Genomic DNA, 13,199 nt, shown 5'->3' with positions numbered 1-13,199 from the left:
GTGCGCGCGCCGCGCTACCGTTCATGCCGGATCCGGGCGACAGCGCTTTGTCGCAGGAAACGCCCCGCCGCTTGACGGGAGTTCATGTCACTTCTCCATGCCGTCTCCCTTCGGAAAGGCATGACGCCGGGGCGCGGCGATCGAGCTCCCGGACAAAGCCGGCAGGCGATTCGGCGGGGGCTGTACGACGTGAGCCTGGTGGCCGCGCTGTCAGTCGGGAGCGACGCGCACCTTGCCGGACCGCACGGCCACCGTGTCGTATGAGCCGGCCTGGAAGTCTCGCTAGCGGACCACCCGGTACGTCAGGTGCGTGACCAAATCGGTGCCCGTGGGCGGGGCCGCGGGGCTGAGGGTGATGTCGCCGGCGTCGGCCAGGAGGCGTTCGCCGCGGCCGAGGATCACCGGCGCGACGTGCAGCCGGAGCTCGTCGATGAGGCCGGCGGCCAGGTACTGGTTGACGGTGGCGGCGCCGCCGGCGATGGCGATGTCGCGGTCCCCCGCCGCCTCCTGCGCCATGGCGAAGGCGGCCTCGATGCCGTCCGTGACGAAGTGGAACGTCGTGCCGCCCTTCATGGGCAGCGGCTCGCGCGGGTGGTGGGTGAGGACGAACACCGGCGCGTGGTACGGCGGCTCCTCCCCCCACCAGCCGGTCCAGTCCGGGTCGAAGGCGCCGCGGCCGGGGTCGAACATGTTGCGGCCCATGATGAACGCCCCGGCCGCCGTGATGGCCTCGATGACCTCGGCGTGCTTCTCGGGCTCCGCGAACATCCACTCGTGCAGCCGGTCGCCCACGCCGTCGCCGAACGGCTGCTCCAGGCTCTGGTTCGGCCCCGCCACGTAGCCGTCGACGGACATCCCCATGTCGCACGTGACCTTGCTCATCCTGGTTCGTCTCCTGTTGTCCGTGGCGCCCGTCCGGCGCCTTCACCAGGGAGTCGGAGCCGGCGCCGGGCTCTCTACACGGTGAGCGGAAATTTTCTGGAACGGGGTGGGAGGAGTCGAATCGGAGGAGGTCGGGTAGGTTCGGCGGTTAGGAAAGTTTCCTAATTGAGGAGTTGCCCATGAGACTCGCCGTGATCGGGGGCGGTTCGACCTACACCCCCGAGCTCATCGACGGCTTCGCCAGGCTGCGCGACGAGCTGCCGCTCACCGAGATCGCGCTGATCGACCCGGACGCCACGCGGCTCGACCTGGTGGCGGGCGTGTCCCGCAGGATGTTGCGCAGGGCCGGGCACCCGGCGAAGGTGATCGCCACCGCCGACGTGGCCGAGGGCGTCGCGGGCGCGGACGCCGTGCTCTTCCAGCTCAGGGTGGGCGGCCAGACCGCGCGGAACGTGGACGAGACGCTGCCGCTGGAGTGCGGCTGCGTCGGCCAGGAGACGACGGGCGCGGGCGGTCTCGCCAAGGCCCTGCGCACGGTCCCGGTCGTGCTGGAACTGGCCGAGCAGGTCCGCGCCCACGCCCCCGACGCCTGGATCGTCGACTTCACCAACCCGGTCGGCATCGTCACCAGGGCGCTGCTGGACGCCGGGCACCGCGCGATCGGCCTGTGCAACGTGGCCATCGGGTTCCAGCGCCGCTTCGCCCGGCACCTCGGCGTGCCGCCTGAGCGGGTCGCGCTCGGGCACGTCGGGCTCAACCACCTGACGTGGGAGCGGTCGGTCGTGGTCGACGGCGTGGACGTGCTGCCGCGGCTGCTCGCCGAGCACGGGCAGGAGCTGGCCGACGACATCGGTCTGCCGGTCGGGCTGCTGCGCAGGCTCCAGGTGGTCCCGTCCTACTACCTGCGCTACTTCTACGCCCACGACCTGGTGGTGAGCGAGCAGCGGGCCAAGCCGTCGCGCGCGGCCGAGGTCGCAGCGATGGAGCAGCAGCTGCTGGAGCTGTACGCGGACCCGGCCGTGGACACCAAGCCGGAGCTGCTGGACAAGCGGGGCGGCGCCTACTACTCCGAGGCCGCCGTCGCGCTGATCGCCTCGCTGCTCGGCGACCGGGGCGACGTCCAGGTGGTCAACACCCGCAACGACGGGACGCTGCCGTTCCTGCGCGACGAGACGGTCATCGAGGTCCCGGCCAGGGTCTCGGCGTCCGGGGCCGCGCCGCTGCCGGTCGATCCGGTGGAGCCGCTGTACGCGGGCCTGATCGCGAACGTCTCCGCGTACGAGGAGCTGGCGCTCGACGCGGCGCTGCACGGCGGCGCGGACCGGGTGCGCAACGCCTTGCTGGCCCATCCGCTGATCGGCCAGGAGGCCGTCGCGGACGAGCTGACCGGCCTGCTGCTGGCGGCGAACGAGCGGTACCTGCCATGGTGATCATCGCCGTGGACGCGGGCAACAGCAAGACGCACGTCGTCGTGCTCTCGGGCGACGGCACGATCCTGGCCCAGGGCGACGGCGGGCCGTTCGAGCCGCAGACCGTCGGCGTGCCGGCGGCCGTGGACGTCGTGGAGGAGGCCGTGCGGCGGGCGCTCGGACCGGCGGCCGCTCCCCCGTACGCCGACCAGCTCTACGCCTACCTGGCCGGGGCCGACCTGCCGGTGGAGGAGGAGGCCCTGGCGGCCGAGTTCCGCGGCCGCGGGATGGCGGCCGACGTCGTCGTGGGCAACGACAGCTTCGCGCTGCTGCGGTCGGGGGCGTCCGGGCCGAGCGGCGTCGCGGTGGTGTGCGGCGCGGGCATCAACGCGGTCGGCGTCTCGCCCACGGGCGGGGTGGCCCGCTTCCCCGCGCTCGGCCGGATCAGCGGCGACTGGGGCGGTGGCGGCGGCCTGGCCGAGGAGGCGTTGTGGCACGCCATCCGCGCCGAGGACGGCAGGGGCGCGCCCACCGCGCTCGCCGGCCTGATCAAGGAGCACTTCGGCACGCGGACGGTCGAGGAGGTGGTGCTCGGGGTGCATTTCGGACAGATCGAGCGGCATCACCTGACCGCGCTCGCCCCCAAGGTGTTCGAGGCCGCCGCGTCGGCTGACGCGATCGCGCTGGAGCTGGTCACCCGGCTGGCCGACGAGATCGTGGTGATGGCCGAGGTGTGCCTGCGCCGCCTGGACCTGCTGGAGACGCCGACGGAGGTCGTGCTGGGCGGAGGCGTGCTGCACGCGCGCATCCCGCTGCTGGTCGCGATGCTGGAGGAGCGGTTCGCCGTACGGGCTCCGCTGGCCAAGCAGGTGATCCCGGACCAGCCGCCGATCGTCGGGGCCGCGCTGAACGGCCTGGACCGCATCGGGGCCTCCGAGGACGCCAAGGCTCGCCTTCGAGCCCAGTTCCAGAAGGTCCAGGCAGGGTCCTGAGAATCCGAGCGCTGTTCTAGAGAGGTATTGACGCACGTGGAGCGGTAAGTCTAGAGTCGGCCGCCAACCGTCTGGAAAGTATCCGGACGGTTGGCGGTCAAGGAGGCCACCCATGTCCACCAACCCCAGCCGACGTGAGGTTCTTCGACGTATCGGACTCACCGCCCTGACGGCGGGCCCGGGCGCAGGGCTGCTCGCCGCGTGCGCCACGGGCCGCTCCGCCGCTCCCGTCGCCTCCACCTCGGCCGCGCCCACCTCGGCCGCCAACCCCCTCGGCGTGGACGCCGCCAGGCAACTGGAAGTCGTGATCTTCAGCGGCGGCAACGGCGACGGCTACGCGACCGACCTGCACGAGGCCCTCTACAGCAAGGCGTACAAGACCGCCAAGATCAAGCACGTGCCCACCCAGAAGGTCGGCACGCAGCTGCGCCCCCGCTTCATCAGCGGCGACGCGCCCGACGTGGTCAACAACTCCGGCCCCGACGCCCTCGACCTGCAGTCGCTCGTCGCCGAAGGGCACCTCGCCGACCTGACGCCGCTGTTCGACGCCCCCTCCCTGGCCGACCCGGCCAAGAAGGTGCGCGACACCCTGGTCGGCGGCGTCTACGAGAACTCGCTGATCGACGGCGTGCCCCGGGTGCTGCAGTACACGGTCGCCCACCGCGCCCTGTGGTACAACGCCAAGCTGTTCGACCAGCGCGGCTGGCAGGCGCCGAAGACGTGGGCGGAGTTCAACGCCCTCGGCGAGGAGGCCAAGAAGGCGGGCATCGCGCTGTTCGCCTACCCGGGCCAGGTCGGCCCGTTCTACCAGCTCTGGAACCTGGTCTACAGCGCCGCCAAGATCGGCGGCAACAAGGTGATCGTCGACATCGACAACCTCGCCGACGGCGCCTGGCAGGCCGAGCCCGTACGGCAGGCCGTCGCGGCGTGGGCGCAGGTGCAGCGCGACTTCGGCGACAAGGCGTACTTCGGGCTCGACCACACCCAGACGCAGGTCAAGCACCTGCAGGACAAGGTGCTGTTCTACCCCTGCGGCTCCTGGCTGGAGAACGAGATGGCCAAGGACCGGCCGGCCTCGTTCGAGTACGCGATCGCCCCGGTGCCCAGCATCACCGCCGCCGACGCGATGCCGTACGAGGCGATCATGATCGGGGTGAGCGAGGCGTTCTTCGTGGCGGCCAAGGGCAAGAACCCGCAGGGCGGCCTGGAGTACCTGCGCCTGATGTTGTCGCGAGAGGGCGCGCGCGGCTACACCGAGCTGACCAAGAACCTCACCGTCGTCAACGGCGTGGTGGACGGCCTCGACCTGACCTCGGCCGTGCGCAGCGCGGCCAAGGCCCAGGAGGCGGCCGGGACGAACATCATCACCGACGCCCGCTTCGAGGGCTGGTACAAGGAGCTGTTCGACCACGGGCAGGTCCAGACCAACTCGGTGATGTCCGGACGCATCACGCCCGAGCAGTTCTGCGCGAACATGCAGAAGAAGGCCGACGAGCTCAAGGCGGACTCCGCGATCGCCAAGCAGACCAGGAGCGTCTGAGCGATGAGGCGGCACGGCTTCGTCGCGGGCTTCCTCGCCCTGCCCGTGGTCCTCTACGCGGTCTTCGTGATCAGCCCGTACGTCCAGGCGTTCCAGATCGCGCTGACCGACTGGCGCGGGGTGTCGGCGAACCTGAACTTCGTCGGCCTGGACAACTTCCGGCGGATGCTCGGCAACGACACGTTCTGGCAGGCGGTCCGCAACCACGCGGTCCTGCTGGTCACGCTGCCGTTGGCGACCATCGCGCTCGCGCTGGTCTTCGCGTACCTGCTCGGCGACTCGGCGGGCACGCCGGGGGCCCGCTTCTACCGGGTGATCTTCTTCCTGCCGCAGGTGCTGGCGGTCGCGGTGGTCGGGGTGCTGTTCAAGGCCGTCTACCGGCCGGACGCGAGCGGCGTGCTGAACGGCGCGCTGGCGAAGCTGGGCGTCGAGCCGGTCGGCTGGCTGACCGACCAGAACCTGGCGCTGTGGTCGATCATCGCGGTGATGGTGTGGCAGGCGGTCGGCTTCTACGTCGTGCTGTTCTCGGCCGGGATGGCGGCCATTCCGAAGGACGTGTTCGAGGCGGCCGCCCTCGACGGCGCCGGGCGGCTGCGCACGTTCTTCTCCATCACGCTGCCCCTGGTGTGGGACACCGTCCAGGTGGCCTGGGTCTATCTGGGGATCGCCGCGTTCGACGGGTTCGCGCTGGTCAACGTCCTGTCGGTGGAGCAGGGCGGGCCGGACGGCGCGACCACCGTGCTGGCCACGGAGATCTACAAGAACGCCTTCTCCTACTCCCGGTTCGGCTACGCCTCGGCCATGGGCGTGGCGCTGTTCTTCCTGACCCTCACCTTCGCCGCGCTGACGTTGCGCGTGACCCGCCGCCAGAAGGTCGTCTACTGAAATGTTCCGAAAAATCAGCATCCAGGCTGTTCTGGGCCTCTGGGCGTTGCTCATCATCGCCCCGCTGCTGTGGACCCTGCTGGCCTCGTTCAAGAGCAACGCCGAGATCTTCGGCGACGCCCTGCAACTGCCCGGCGAGCTGCGCTGGGACAACTGGGCGCGAGCCTGGGAGCGGGCCAACATCGGTCGCTACCTGCTCAACACGGTCATCGTGGTCTTCTTCGGCGTGGCCGGGACGATGCTGCTCAGCTCGATGGCAGCGTACGTGCTGGCCCGCTACCGCTTCCCGGGCAACCGGCTGGTCTACTTCCTGTTCGTCTCCGGCATGGCCTTCCCGGTCTTCCTGGCGCTCGTGCCGCTGTTCTTCGTGGTGGACGGGCTCGGGCTGCTCAACAGCCACGTCGGCCTGGTCCTGGTCTACGTCGCCTACTCGCTGCCGTTCACGGTGTTCTTCCTGACGTCCTTCTTCAGGGCGCTGCCGGACGCGGTGGCCGAGGCGGCGATGATCGACGGGGCCTCGCACACCCGCACGTTCTTCCAGGTCATGCTGCCCATGGCCCGCCCGGCGCTGGTCAGCCTGACCATCTTCAACGTGCTCGGCCAGTGGAACCAGTACCTCATCCCGCTGGTCCTGCTGCCCGGCGACAAGAGCCTGTGGGTCATCACCCAGGGCGTGGCCGACATCTCCACCATCGCCGGGTACGAGGCCGACTGGCCCGGACTGTTCGCCGCGCTCAGCATGACGGTGCTTCCCGTCGTGCTGATCTATATCGTCTTCCAGCGACATATCCAGTCCGGGCTGACCTCAGGAGCGCTGAAGTAGGAATGTCTTCAGGAAACCCCACCGTCTTCCGCACGCTCAACGAGCGCGCCGCGCTCACCCTGCTCCTTGAGCACGGCGGCCTCACCCGCGCCGAGCTGGAACTGCACACGGGCCTGTCCAAGGCGTCGGCGGCCGAGGTGCTGCGCAGGCTGGAGAACAGCGGGCTGGCCAGGAAGGCCGGCCTCAAGCCGGGCAACGCCGGGCCGGCCGCGCAGATGTGGCAGCTCGACGGCTCGGCCGCGCGCGTCGCGGGGGTCGATCTCACCACGAGCTCGATCGAGGTGTCGGTCGCCGACCTGACCGGCCGGGTGCTCGGCACCCATCGCACCGAGGCGACCGGCGACGCCCGGCGGCTGCTGGCCGAGACGGTCCGCGCGGCCGGCTTCGAGCTGGACGAGCTCGATCAGGTCGTGGTGGGCGTGCCGGGCGTGGTGGAGGCCGACGGGCGGCGGCTGCGGCAGGCCGTGCAGCTGGCGGGCTGGTCCGGCCTGGACGACCTGCCGGGCAACGTGCGCCTGGAGAACGACGTCAACCTGGTCGCCATCCGCGAGCTCCAGGAGCACGACGACAGCAGTTTCGTGCTGTTCTGGGTGGGCGGCGGGGTCGGCGCGGGGGTCGTGCTCGACGGCGCGCTCTGGCGGGGCGTCACCGGACGCGGCGGCGAGGTCGGCTCGGTCATCGTCCCCGACCCGGTGACCACCGGCCGCCGCTACGGGCAGGACGGCGGGCCGCTCGGCGCGCTGCTCGGCGCCGAGCCGCTGGCCGCGCTGGCGCAGGCGCACGGCCTGCCCGGCGACCCCACGCTCACCGCCGTGAGCCGCACGCTGGCCGAGGCTCCCCAGGGCTTCCTGGACGACGCCGCCGCGCGGGTGGCGCTCGGCGTGACGGCCGCGATCGGGGTGCTGGACCCGGGCCTGGTCGTGCTGGCCGGGCCGCTGTGCGTCGCGGGAGGCGAGCCGCTCAGGGCGCGGGTCGCCGACCGTCTGGCCTCGACGCCGCTGGTGCCGGTGACCGTCGCCCTCAGCGCCGTGTGCGGCAACGCCGTGCTCGGCGGCGCTCTCAGCTACGCCCTGGACCTGACCCGCGAGCGGGTCTTCCAAGCCGGTACGGCCGGTCGTACCGGTGAATCCAACCCCTAAGGACGCACATGTTGAGAACCCTCGTGATCGCCGCTCATCCCGACGAGCCCGAGATCTACGCGGGCGGCACGGCCGCGCTGCTGGCACAGGCCGGCCACGCGGTGAAGTTTTTGACCCTCACCAACGGCGACGCCGGGCACCACGAGCTGGAGCGCGGCCCGCTGACGCGCCGCCGCGCCGAGGAGGCGTGGCGCGCGGCCGACGCGCTGGGCGTGGTGGACTACGAGATCTTCGACGTGCACGACGGCATGCTGGAACCCACCGTCGAGCTGCGGTTGCGGGTGCTGGCGCAGATCCGCGCCTGGCGGCCCGACCTGGTGATCGCCCTGCACGCCGACGGCGGCGGCCACCCCGACAACCGGGCCGCCGGGCAACTGGCCGCGCACGCGGTCGAGTTCGCGATGACACGCAACCTGGAGGTGGGCAAGCCGGCCCTCCAGCGCATGCCGGTGTGCCTGCTCATGACGGACTACGCCTCCGCCCCCGTCCACCGGCCCGACGTGGTGGTGGACGTGTCCTCGGTGCTGACGGCCAAGCTGGACGCGTGCCTGGCCCACGCCTCCCAGTTCCTGGAGTTCGCGCCGTGGCAGCGAGGCTTCCTGGACCAGGCTCCCCCGCCCGGTGACGTGGCCGCCGGACGGGCGTTCGTGCTCGAACACTGGGCGGAGTTCCTGAAGGAGGAGACCTTCCAGTTCGCCGACTACGGCAGGAAGGCCGACCGGGAAGAGGTCGGCCGCCTGCTCGCCGGGACCGCCGTCCCGGTCGCGTAGCCGCCCGGCGTCAGCCGGTGTAGTTCTTGCCGGGGGGCCTGCCGGGGATCGGCTTGGCAATGACGGCGACGGGGATGAAGAAGCAGATCTGGCTGATCGCCAGGACGAGCGTCCACAGGGCCTTGTCGTCGTAGTGGGCCGCTGCCCTGGCGTACAGCTCGTCTGGGACGCGTTCCCCGGCCGGGTTCGCGGTGAGGACGGCCTCCACCAGCTCCAGCGCCACCCGTTCGGCGCCCGAGAAGTAGGGGGCGTCCCGCCACGACGCCACGGCGGCCAGGCGCTCGTCCGGCTCCCCCGCCCGGCGCAGCAGGTCGGCCTGCCGGACCGTGTGGTACGTGCTGCCGACGATCTGCCCGGCGCGCAGCTGCACCAGGCCGACGGTGCTCCCCGGGATCGCGCCGTTGCGGGTGGCCTTGGTCATGGCCACCGCGATCTCCCCCAACTCGGGGAAGAACCTGGAGGGATCGGGCAGACGCGACTGGAGGTTCCCCTGCTCGGTCGTCGTGGACATCGGCTTCCCTTCTTCTGCGAATCCTGTCTCGGCGGTCCGACGACGCAGCGTCCGGGAATGTGAGGGTCAGGCCGCCGTCCAGGGGTGCAGCTTGTCGGGGTTGCGCACCGCCCACAGCCGCTTGATCCGGCCCTCCGCCACGTCGAACGCCACGACCATCACGGTGACGCCGTCGCGCTGGGCCACCAGGCCGGGGCGACCGTTGACGGTGCGCTCCAGCAGCGTCATGGCCGGCGCCCTGGTGGCGATCTCGACGGCGTAGCGGGCCACCCGTCCGGCGCCCTCGATCGGCCGCAGCACGGCGTTGACCACGCCGCCGCCGTCGGCGACGCCGACCACGCCGGGGTCGAGCAGGGCGATGAGGGCGTCGATGTCCTTGGCCTCCCACGCCTGCTTGAACTCGCGGACGATGCCGGCCTGCCGGGCCGCCGGCGTCACCGAGGTCCGCGCGGCGTCGATGCGGTGCCGGGCGGAGGAGGCCAGCTTGCGGCAGGCGGCCGGGGTGCGGCCGACGATCGCCGCCACCTCGGCGAAGGGGTAGCGGAAGACGTCGTGCAGGACGAACGCGACCCGCTCGGCCGGCGTCATCGACTCCAGCACGACGAGGAAGGCCATGTTGACCGACTCGTCCAGGGTGACCCGGTCGGCGGGGTCGTCGCCGGCCCATTCCGTGCGGTCGGGCAGCGGCTCGGGGATCCATTCGCCCACGTAACGCTCGCGGCGGGCGCGGGCCGAGCCGAGCACGTCCAGGCAGATGCGGCCGGCGACCCTGGTCAGCCAGGCGCCCGGCGACTCGATGGCCTCCTGCTGCCCGGGTGACATGGCGTACCAGCGGGTGTAGGTCTCCTGGACGACGTCCTCGGCGTCGGCCAGCGAGCCGAGGAGGCGGTAGGCCAGGTTGATGAGCTGCCGGCGCTCGCTGATGATCGCGTCCAGACCGGGGTCGGGTGCGGTGGTCATGATGTGGACGACTCCCTTAGTCGCATTTGCCCTAGTGTGTCCGACGAGACGGCGCTCCCGGATGTGAGGTCACCGCGCCACCTCACATTTCCGGCGGCCACGTCGTCGGACTTTCGAAGGCAAGCCCCAGAAGCGGACCGCCGTCACCCGGCGGTCGAGGAGTACCCCATGTTGCTACGTGTCGCGATCATCCTGCAGACCCTGGCCCTGTTCGCCGCGCCGGTCACCGCCGGGCTGCTGTTGTCGGTGCCCAACGGGCAGCCGCTGCACAGCGCCGCCGCGTACACGGTGTTCGTCGTGGCGGTGCTGCACCTGGTGGCCGCGATCCTGGCGTGGCGGCCGGGCGGCGGCTCGCCGAAGCCGATCATGCACGCGGCCGGGTTCCTGGTGCTGGTCAGCGCCCAGGTCGCGCTGGGCATCGCGCACGTGACGGCCCTGCACGTGCCGCTGGGCGCGCTGCTGTTCGCCGGCAGCGTGCTTCAGCTCAGCCGGGTCTGGACGGCGCGGTCCAGCGACCGGGCCAGCCGCACGCTCTCCTCCGTGTAGCCGAGAGCGGCGTAGAACCGGCGGGCGGTGGTGTTGGCGGCGCCCGTCTCCAGGGTGAGGTGGCGCAGCCCCTGGTCACGGGCCCAGTCCTCGGCCGCCGCCATGAGCCGGCGGCCCAGGCCCGTGCGGACGGCGTCCGGGGCGACGGCCAGCTCGCCGACGTAGGCGTCCTCGTCGCCGGTGAAGTGCCGCTGCCGGTCCACCGAGACGACGCCGACCACCCGGGAGCCGCGCACGGCGACGAAGACCGCTCCCCGTCGTTCCCCCGCCGCGGCGACGGAGCCGGCGAGCCACCGCTCCGCCGCCCGTACGGCCGCGCCGGGGTCCCGCCAGGCCGCGACCCCCTCCGCCAGCCGGGGCGCCAGCGCCAGCACCCCCGGACGGTCCTCCTCGCGGTAGGGCCGGATGCGGACGTGCGCCTGAGCCATGTCCTCCATGCCGAGCAGCATGACAGGCCGGACCCGCGGGAAAAAAGGGCCACCGCGCCGCCCGGCGCCTCAGCGCAGGTCGCCGGTGAGGATCCACAGGTGGCCGTACGGGTCGCGGAGGCGGCCGGAGCGCAGGCCGTAGGGCCGGTTCTCGATCGGCACGAGCGTCCGCGCCCCCTGGACGGTCATGCGCTCGCCGACGGCGTCCGGGTCGGCGACGACGATCTCCAGGAGCACCGGCGAGCCGCCCAGGTCGTCCGGCGAGAGCCAGCCCCAGTCGGCGACGGCGGGCGAGACCCGGAACGCCGCGCCGCCGAGGCGGTGCTCGATGACGCTGGGCCGCCCGTCGTCGCCCGGCGCGGCGCGGAACACCTCCTCACTGCCCAGGGAGTCCCGGTAGAAGGCGGACGCCCGGTCGGGGTCGGGCACGATGAGGCGAGGAACGAAGTGCAGGTCCATGCGGCCATCGTGGCGGCGCGCGGCGGCCGGGGTCTTGAACAAACGGGCACGGACCACGGCGGGCGCCGGAGGCCCGCGTGTCAATGTGGAACGGGAGGAGGCGGGGCGGGCGGGCCTTCGGCGCGCAGCCATTCCGTGGGCGTGCAACCGGCCATCGCGCGCCACTCCCTGGTCAGGTGCGCCTGGTCGGCGAAGCCCGAGGCGGCGGCCACCTCCGCGAGCGCCGGCCGTCCGGAGCGCGCGGCGGCCACCAGCCGGCGCCGCGCGGCCTCGAAGCGGACGAGCCGCTGGTACTCCTTCGGCGTCACCCCGAACTCGCCGCGCACCGCCCCGCTCAGGTGCCGCCGCGAGCACCCGAGCAGCCGGGCGGCCTCCTCGACCCGGGCGGTCCCGGACAGGGCCGCGAGCGTGGCCCGCGAGGCGCGACGGGCGGCGCGGTCGCCGTGGCGGGCCAGCCCCGCGAGCAGACGGTGTTCGACCAGGGCGCGGCGCTGGGCCCAGGACCGGCAGCCCGCCAGCCGCTCCGGCAGGTCGGCCAGCGCCGGGACGACGTCGGCGAGGTCGGCCACCTCCCCGGCCAGCGCCGAGGCGGGGACCCCGAGCAGGGCGGCGGCGCCCGGCGGGGTGAGCGTCAGCCACACCCCGCGCGTGCCCGCCCGCTGCCGCAGCTCGGCCGCGTCGAGGTGCAGCCCGGCCACCGCGGCGCGCAGCCGCCGGCCCGGCCCCGGCCGCCCGAGCCAGGCGATGTCGACCGGGCCGTCCTCGGGGATCGTGACCGACAGCGTGGACGACGGCAGCCCGCGATGAACCCCGCCCGAACCGGGCCCGAGGTCGTAGGCGGCCAGCGTCGTCACGTACGGCGACAGCGCGGCGGACATTCCATCGGCGCTCACCCTGCCACGGTACGGCGCGCCGGCCGCGCGCCGGTTCCCAGGTCCCCCGCGCGGGTGACGGGCGGGCCGGTCGGGGTAGCGGCCAGGGCATGCACACACTCGTCAAGGGACTGATCGCGGGAGCGGCGGGCACCACGGCGCTCAACACCGTCTCCTACCTGGACATGCTCGTCCGGGCGCGGGCCGCCAGCAGCACGCCGCGGCAGGCCGTGGCGAAGTTGTCCGGCCTGACGCACACCGACCTCGGCGAGGGCGACCGGGCCGCCAACCGCACGGAGGCGCTGGGCTCGCTCATGGGGTACGCGACCGGCGTCGCCTCGGCCATCGCCTACGGGTTCCTGTCGGGGCGGCGCAGGTCGTGGCCGGTCGGGGTGCTGGCGCTCACCGCTCTGGCCATGTCCGGCTCGAACGTGCCCCTGACGTTGCTCGACGTCACGCATCCGAGCGAGTGGCCGGCGGGCGCGTGGGTCTCCGACGTCGTCCCGCACCTCGCGTACGGGATCACGGCGTACGCGGCGTACGAGCTGATGCGCTGACCTGGGCGCGTCCGGCGGATTCTGTCGGTGGCGGCGGGCATGATCGAGCCGTCCGACCGCGTCCGCACGGAAATGGAGATCGGGTTGTCCCCCACGCATCCGCAGGTGATCGGCCACGCCTTCCTCAAGGCCCTCTACGCCGACGGCTACTACCCCGACCACGTCGTCGACAAGGGCAGGGCCGTCCTGCTGCGGCTGTGCGAACGCGTCGAGACCGAGCGGCCCGGCGACCTGGCCGCCCTCTACGCGCTCACGCATGCCGCCACGGAGGAGTTCAACGCGCTCGACGAGGAGTTCCACGAGGCCGGCAGCGAGATCGAGACCGTCGCGCGGGAGGCGATCGCCGAGGAGTTCTGGTTCGTGGCCACCACCTACGGCTTCCCGGAAGCCGACGTCGAGGAGCTGATCGCCACCCGCGAATGGTGA

At 72.3% G+C, this 13,199-nt stretch carries 16 protein-coding genes; 10 read left to right on the top strand and 6 right to left on the bottom strand.

The window, feature by feature from the left end; genetic code table 11:
- Nucleotides 1–282: 282 nt before the first annotated feature.
- The gene (locus AB0C33_RS01255; RefSeq protein ID WP_358282451.1) at nucleotides 283–882 is read right to left on the bottom strand and encodes a dihydrofolate reductase family protein; all 600 of its coding nucleotides are present in this window, start codon (nucleotides 880–882) and stop codon (nucleotides 283–285) included.
- 179 nt (nucleotides 883–1,061) lie between these two features.
- Between AB0C33_RS01255 and AB0C33_RS01250 the strand changes: the two genes are divergently transcribed.
- The 7 genes from AB0C33_RS01250 (at nucleotide 1,062) to AB0C33_RS01220 (ending at nucleotide 8,440) form a co-directional block, all read left to right on the top strand.
- Nucleotides 1,062–2,312 carry a 6-phospho-beta-glucosidase gene (locus AB0C33_RS01250; protein ID WP_358282449.1) on the top strand — a complete coding sequence of 417 codons (1,251 nt, stop codon included), beginning with the start codon at nucleotides 1,062–1,064 and terminating at the stop codon, nucleotides 2,310–2,312.
- Complete coding sequence (locus tag AB0C33_RS01245; protein WP_358282447.1) at nucleotides 2,306–3,283, top strand: BadF/BadG/BcrA/BcrD ATPase family protein; 978 nt, start codon at nucleotides 2,306–2,308, stop codon at nucleotides 3,281–3,283. The genes AB0C33_RS01250 and AB0C33_RS01245 overlap by 7 nt, the downstream gene beginning before the upstream one ends.
- A gap of 112 nt (nucleotides 3,284–3,395) precedes the next feature.
- Nucleotides 3,396–4,823 (top strand): N-acetylglucosamine/diacetylchitobiose ABC transporter substrate-binding protein, encoded by a 1,428-nt coding sequence (ngcE, locus tag AB0C33_RS01240; RefSeq protein WP_358282445.1) that lies wholly within the window; start codon nucleotides 3,396–3,398, stop codon nucleotides 4,821–4,823.
- A gap of 3 nt (nucleotides 4,824–4,826) precedes the next feature.
- Nucleotides 4,827–5,708, top strand: coding sequence for a sugar ABC transporter permease (locus AB0C33_RS01235; protein ID WP_352325487.1), 882 nt, complete (start codon nucleotides 4,827–4,829; stop codon nucleotides 5,706–5,708).
- 1 nt (nucleotide 5,709) lies between these two features.
- Nucleotides 5,710–6,531 (top strand): carbohydrate ABC transporter permease, encoded by an 822-nt coding sequence (locus AB0C33_RS01230; RefSeq protein WP_358282444.1) that lies wholly within the window; start codon nucleotides 5,710–5,712, stop codon nucleotides 6,529–6,531.
- A gap of 2 nt (nucleotides 6,532–6,533) precedes the next feature.
- The gene (locus AB0C33_RS01225; RefSeq protein ID WP_358282442.1) at nucleotides 6,534–7,670 is read left to right on the top strand and encodes an ROK family protein; all 1,137 of its coding nucleotides are present in this window, start codon (nucleotides 6,534–6,536) and stop codon (nucleotides 7,668–7,670) included.
- Nucleotides 7,671–7,678: 8 nt separating this feature from the next.
- Nucleotides 7,679–8,440: a PIG-L family deacetylase gene (locus tag AB0C33_RS01220; RefSeq protein ID WP_358282440.1), complete on the top strand. Its 762-nt coding sequence runs from the start codon at nucleotides 7,679–7,681 to the stop codon at nucleotides 8,438–8,440.
- A gap of 10 nt (nucleotides 8,441–8,450) precedes the next feature.
- On the opposite strand, the gene AB0C33_RS01215 is transcribed toward AB0C33_RS01220, so the two are convergent.
- Both AB0C33_RS01215 and sigJ read right to left on the bottom strand, forming a co-directional pair.
- Nucleotides 8,451–8,951 (bottom strand): carboxymuconolactone decarboxylase family protein, encoded by a 501-nt coding sequence (locus tag AB0C33_RS01215; protein WP_358282439.1) that lies wholly within the window; start codon nucleotides 8,949–8,951, stop codon nucleotides 8,451–8,453.
- A gap of 66 nt (nucleotides 8,952–9,017) precedes the next feature.
- Nucleotides 9,018–9,911, bottom strand: coding sequence for an RNA polymerase sigma factor SigJ (sigJ, locus tag AB0C33_RS01210; RefSeq protein ID WP_358282437.1), 894 nt, complete (start codon nucleotides 9,909–9,911; stop codon nucleotides 9,018–9,020).
- 168 nt (nucleotides 9,912–10,079) lie between these two features.
- Here sigJ and AB0C33_RS01205 point away from each other — a divergent pair, with 168 nt between their 5' ends.
- Complete coding sequence (locus AB0C33_RS01205; protein ID WP_358282435.1) at nucleotides 10,080–10,457, top strand: hypothetical protein; 378 nt, start codon at nucleotides 10,080–10,082, stop codon at nucleotides 10,455–10,457.
- On the opposite strand, the gene AB0C33_RS01200 is transcribed toward AB0C33_RS01205, so the two are convergent.
- The 3 genes from AB0C33_RS01200 to AB0C33_RS01190 form a co-directional block, all read right to left on the bottom strand.
- Nucleotides 10,391–10,894, bottom strand: coding sequence for a GNAT family N-acetyltransferase (locus tag AB0C33_RS01200; protein WP_358282433.1), 504 nt, complete (start codon nucleotides 10,892–10,894; stop codon nucleotides 10,391–10,393). The two genes, AB0C33_RS01205 and AB0C33_RS01200, sit on opposite strands and share 67 nt — an antisense overlap.
- A gap of 60 nt (nucleotides 10,895–10,954) precedes the next feature.
- Entirely contained in the window at nucleotides 10,955–11,344 is a 390-nt protein-coding gene (locus tag AB0C33_RS01195) for a VOC family protein (RefSeq protein WP_358282431.1), read from the bottom strand.
- Nucleotides 11,345–11,424: 80 nt separating this feature from the next.
- A complete protein-coding gene (locus tag AB0C33_RS01190) occupies nucleotides 11,425–12,237 on the bottom strand; it encodes an AraC family transcriptional regulator (RefSeq protein WP_358282429.1) in 813 nt (270 codons plus the stop codon).
- A gap of 89 nt (nucleotides 12,238–12,326) precedes the next feature.
- On the opposite strand from AB0C33_RS01190, the gene AB0C33_RS01185 reads away from it, so the two are divergent.
- Both AB0C33_RS01185 and AB0C33_RS01180 read left to right on the top strand, forming a co-directional pair.
- Nucleotides 12,327–12,773: a hypothetical protein gene (locus AB0C33_RS01185; RefSeq protein ID WP_358282427.1), complete on the top strand. Its 447-nt coding sequence runs from the start codon at nucleotides 12,327–12,329 to the stop codon at nucleotides 12,771–12,773.
- Between the two features lie 39 nt (nucleotides 12,774–12,812).
- Complete coding sequence (locus tag AB0C33_RS01180; protein ID WP_358282426.1) at nucleotides 12,813–13,199, top strand: DUF5713 family protein; 387 nt, start codon at nucleotides 12,813–12,815, stop codon at nucleotides 13,197–13,199.

The sequence above is a fragment of the Nonomuraea sp. NPDC048881 genome (genome assembly GCF_040649795.1).
GTDB lineage: Bacteria > Actinomycetota > Actinomycetes > Streptosporangiales > Streptosporangiaceae > Nonomuraea.
Note: the sequence above shows the minus strand (reverse complement) of the source record. Positions and strands in the feature narration are given on the sequence as shown.

What these genes read in the sequence shown, in the direction of transcription:
- AB0C33_RS01230 (WP_358282444.1), top strand. Translation starts at nt 5,710, where the DNA reads ATGTTCCGAAAAATCAGCATCCAGGCTGTTCTGGGCCTCTGGGCGTTG.
- AB0C33_RS01250 (WP_358282449.1), top strand. Translation starts at nt 1,062, where the DNA reads ATGAGACTCGCCGTGATCGGGGGCGGTTCGACCTACACCCCCGAGCTC.
- AB0C33_RS01245 (WP_358282447.1), top strand. Translation starts at nt 2,306, where the DNA reads ATGGTGATCATCGCCGTGGACGCGGGCAACAGCAAGACGCACGTCGTC.
- AB0C33_RS01195 (WP_358282431.1), bottom strand. Translation starts at nt 11,344, where the DNA reads ATGGACCTGCACTTCGTTCCTCGCCTCATCGTGCCCGACCCCGACCGG.
- AB0C33_RS01225 (WP_358282442.1), top strand. Translation starts at nt 6,534, where the DNA reads ATGTCTTCAGGAAACCCCACCGTCTTCCGCACGCTCAACGAGCGCGCC.
- sigJ (WP_358282437.1), bottom strand. Translation starts at nt 9,911, where the DNA reads ATGACCACCGCACCCGACCCCGGTCTGGACGCGATCATCAGCGAGCGC.
- AB0C33_RS01215 (WP_358282439.1), bottom strand. Translation starts at nt 8,951, where the DNA reads ATGTCCACGACGACCGAGCAGGGGAACCTCCAGTCGCGTCTGCCCGAT.
- AB0C33_RS01200 (WP_358282433.1), bottom strand. Translation starts at nt 10,894, where the DNA reads ATGGAGGACATGGCTCAGGCGCACGTCCGCATCCGGCCCTACCGCGAG.
- AB0C33_RS01220 (WP_358282440.1), top strand. Translation starts at nt 7,679, where the DNA reads ATGTTGAGAACCCTCGTGATCGCCGCTCATCCCGACGAGCCCGAGATC.
- ngcE (WP_358282445.1), top strand. Translation starts at nt 3,396, where the DNA reads ATGTCCACCAACCCCAGCCGACGTGAGGTTCTTCGACGTATCGGACTC.
- AB0C33_RS01185 (WP_358282427.1), top strand. Translation starts at nt 12,327, where the DNA reads ATGCACACACTCGTCAAGGGACTGATCGCGGGAGCGGCGGGCACCACG.
- AB0C33_RS01255 (WP_358282451.1), bottom strand. Translation starts at nt 882, where the DNA reads ATGAGCAAGGTCACGTGCGACATGGGGATGTCCGTCGACGGCTACGTG.
- AB0C33_RS01180 (WP_358282426.1), top strand. Translation starts at nt 12,813, where the DNA reads ATGATCGAGCCGTCCGACCGCGTCCGCACGGAAATGGAGATCGGGTTG.
- AB0C33_RS01235 (WP_352325487.1), top strand. Translation starts at nt 4,827, where the DNA reads ATGAGGCGGCACGGCTTCGTCGCGGGCTTCCTCGCCCTGCCCGTGGTC.
- AB0C33_RS01205 (WP_358282435.1), top strand. Translation starts at nt 10,080, where the DNA reads ATGTTGCTACGTGTCGCGATCATCCTGCAGACCCTGGCCCTGTTCGCC.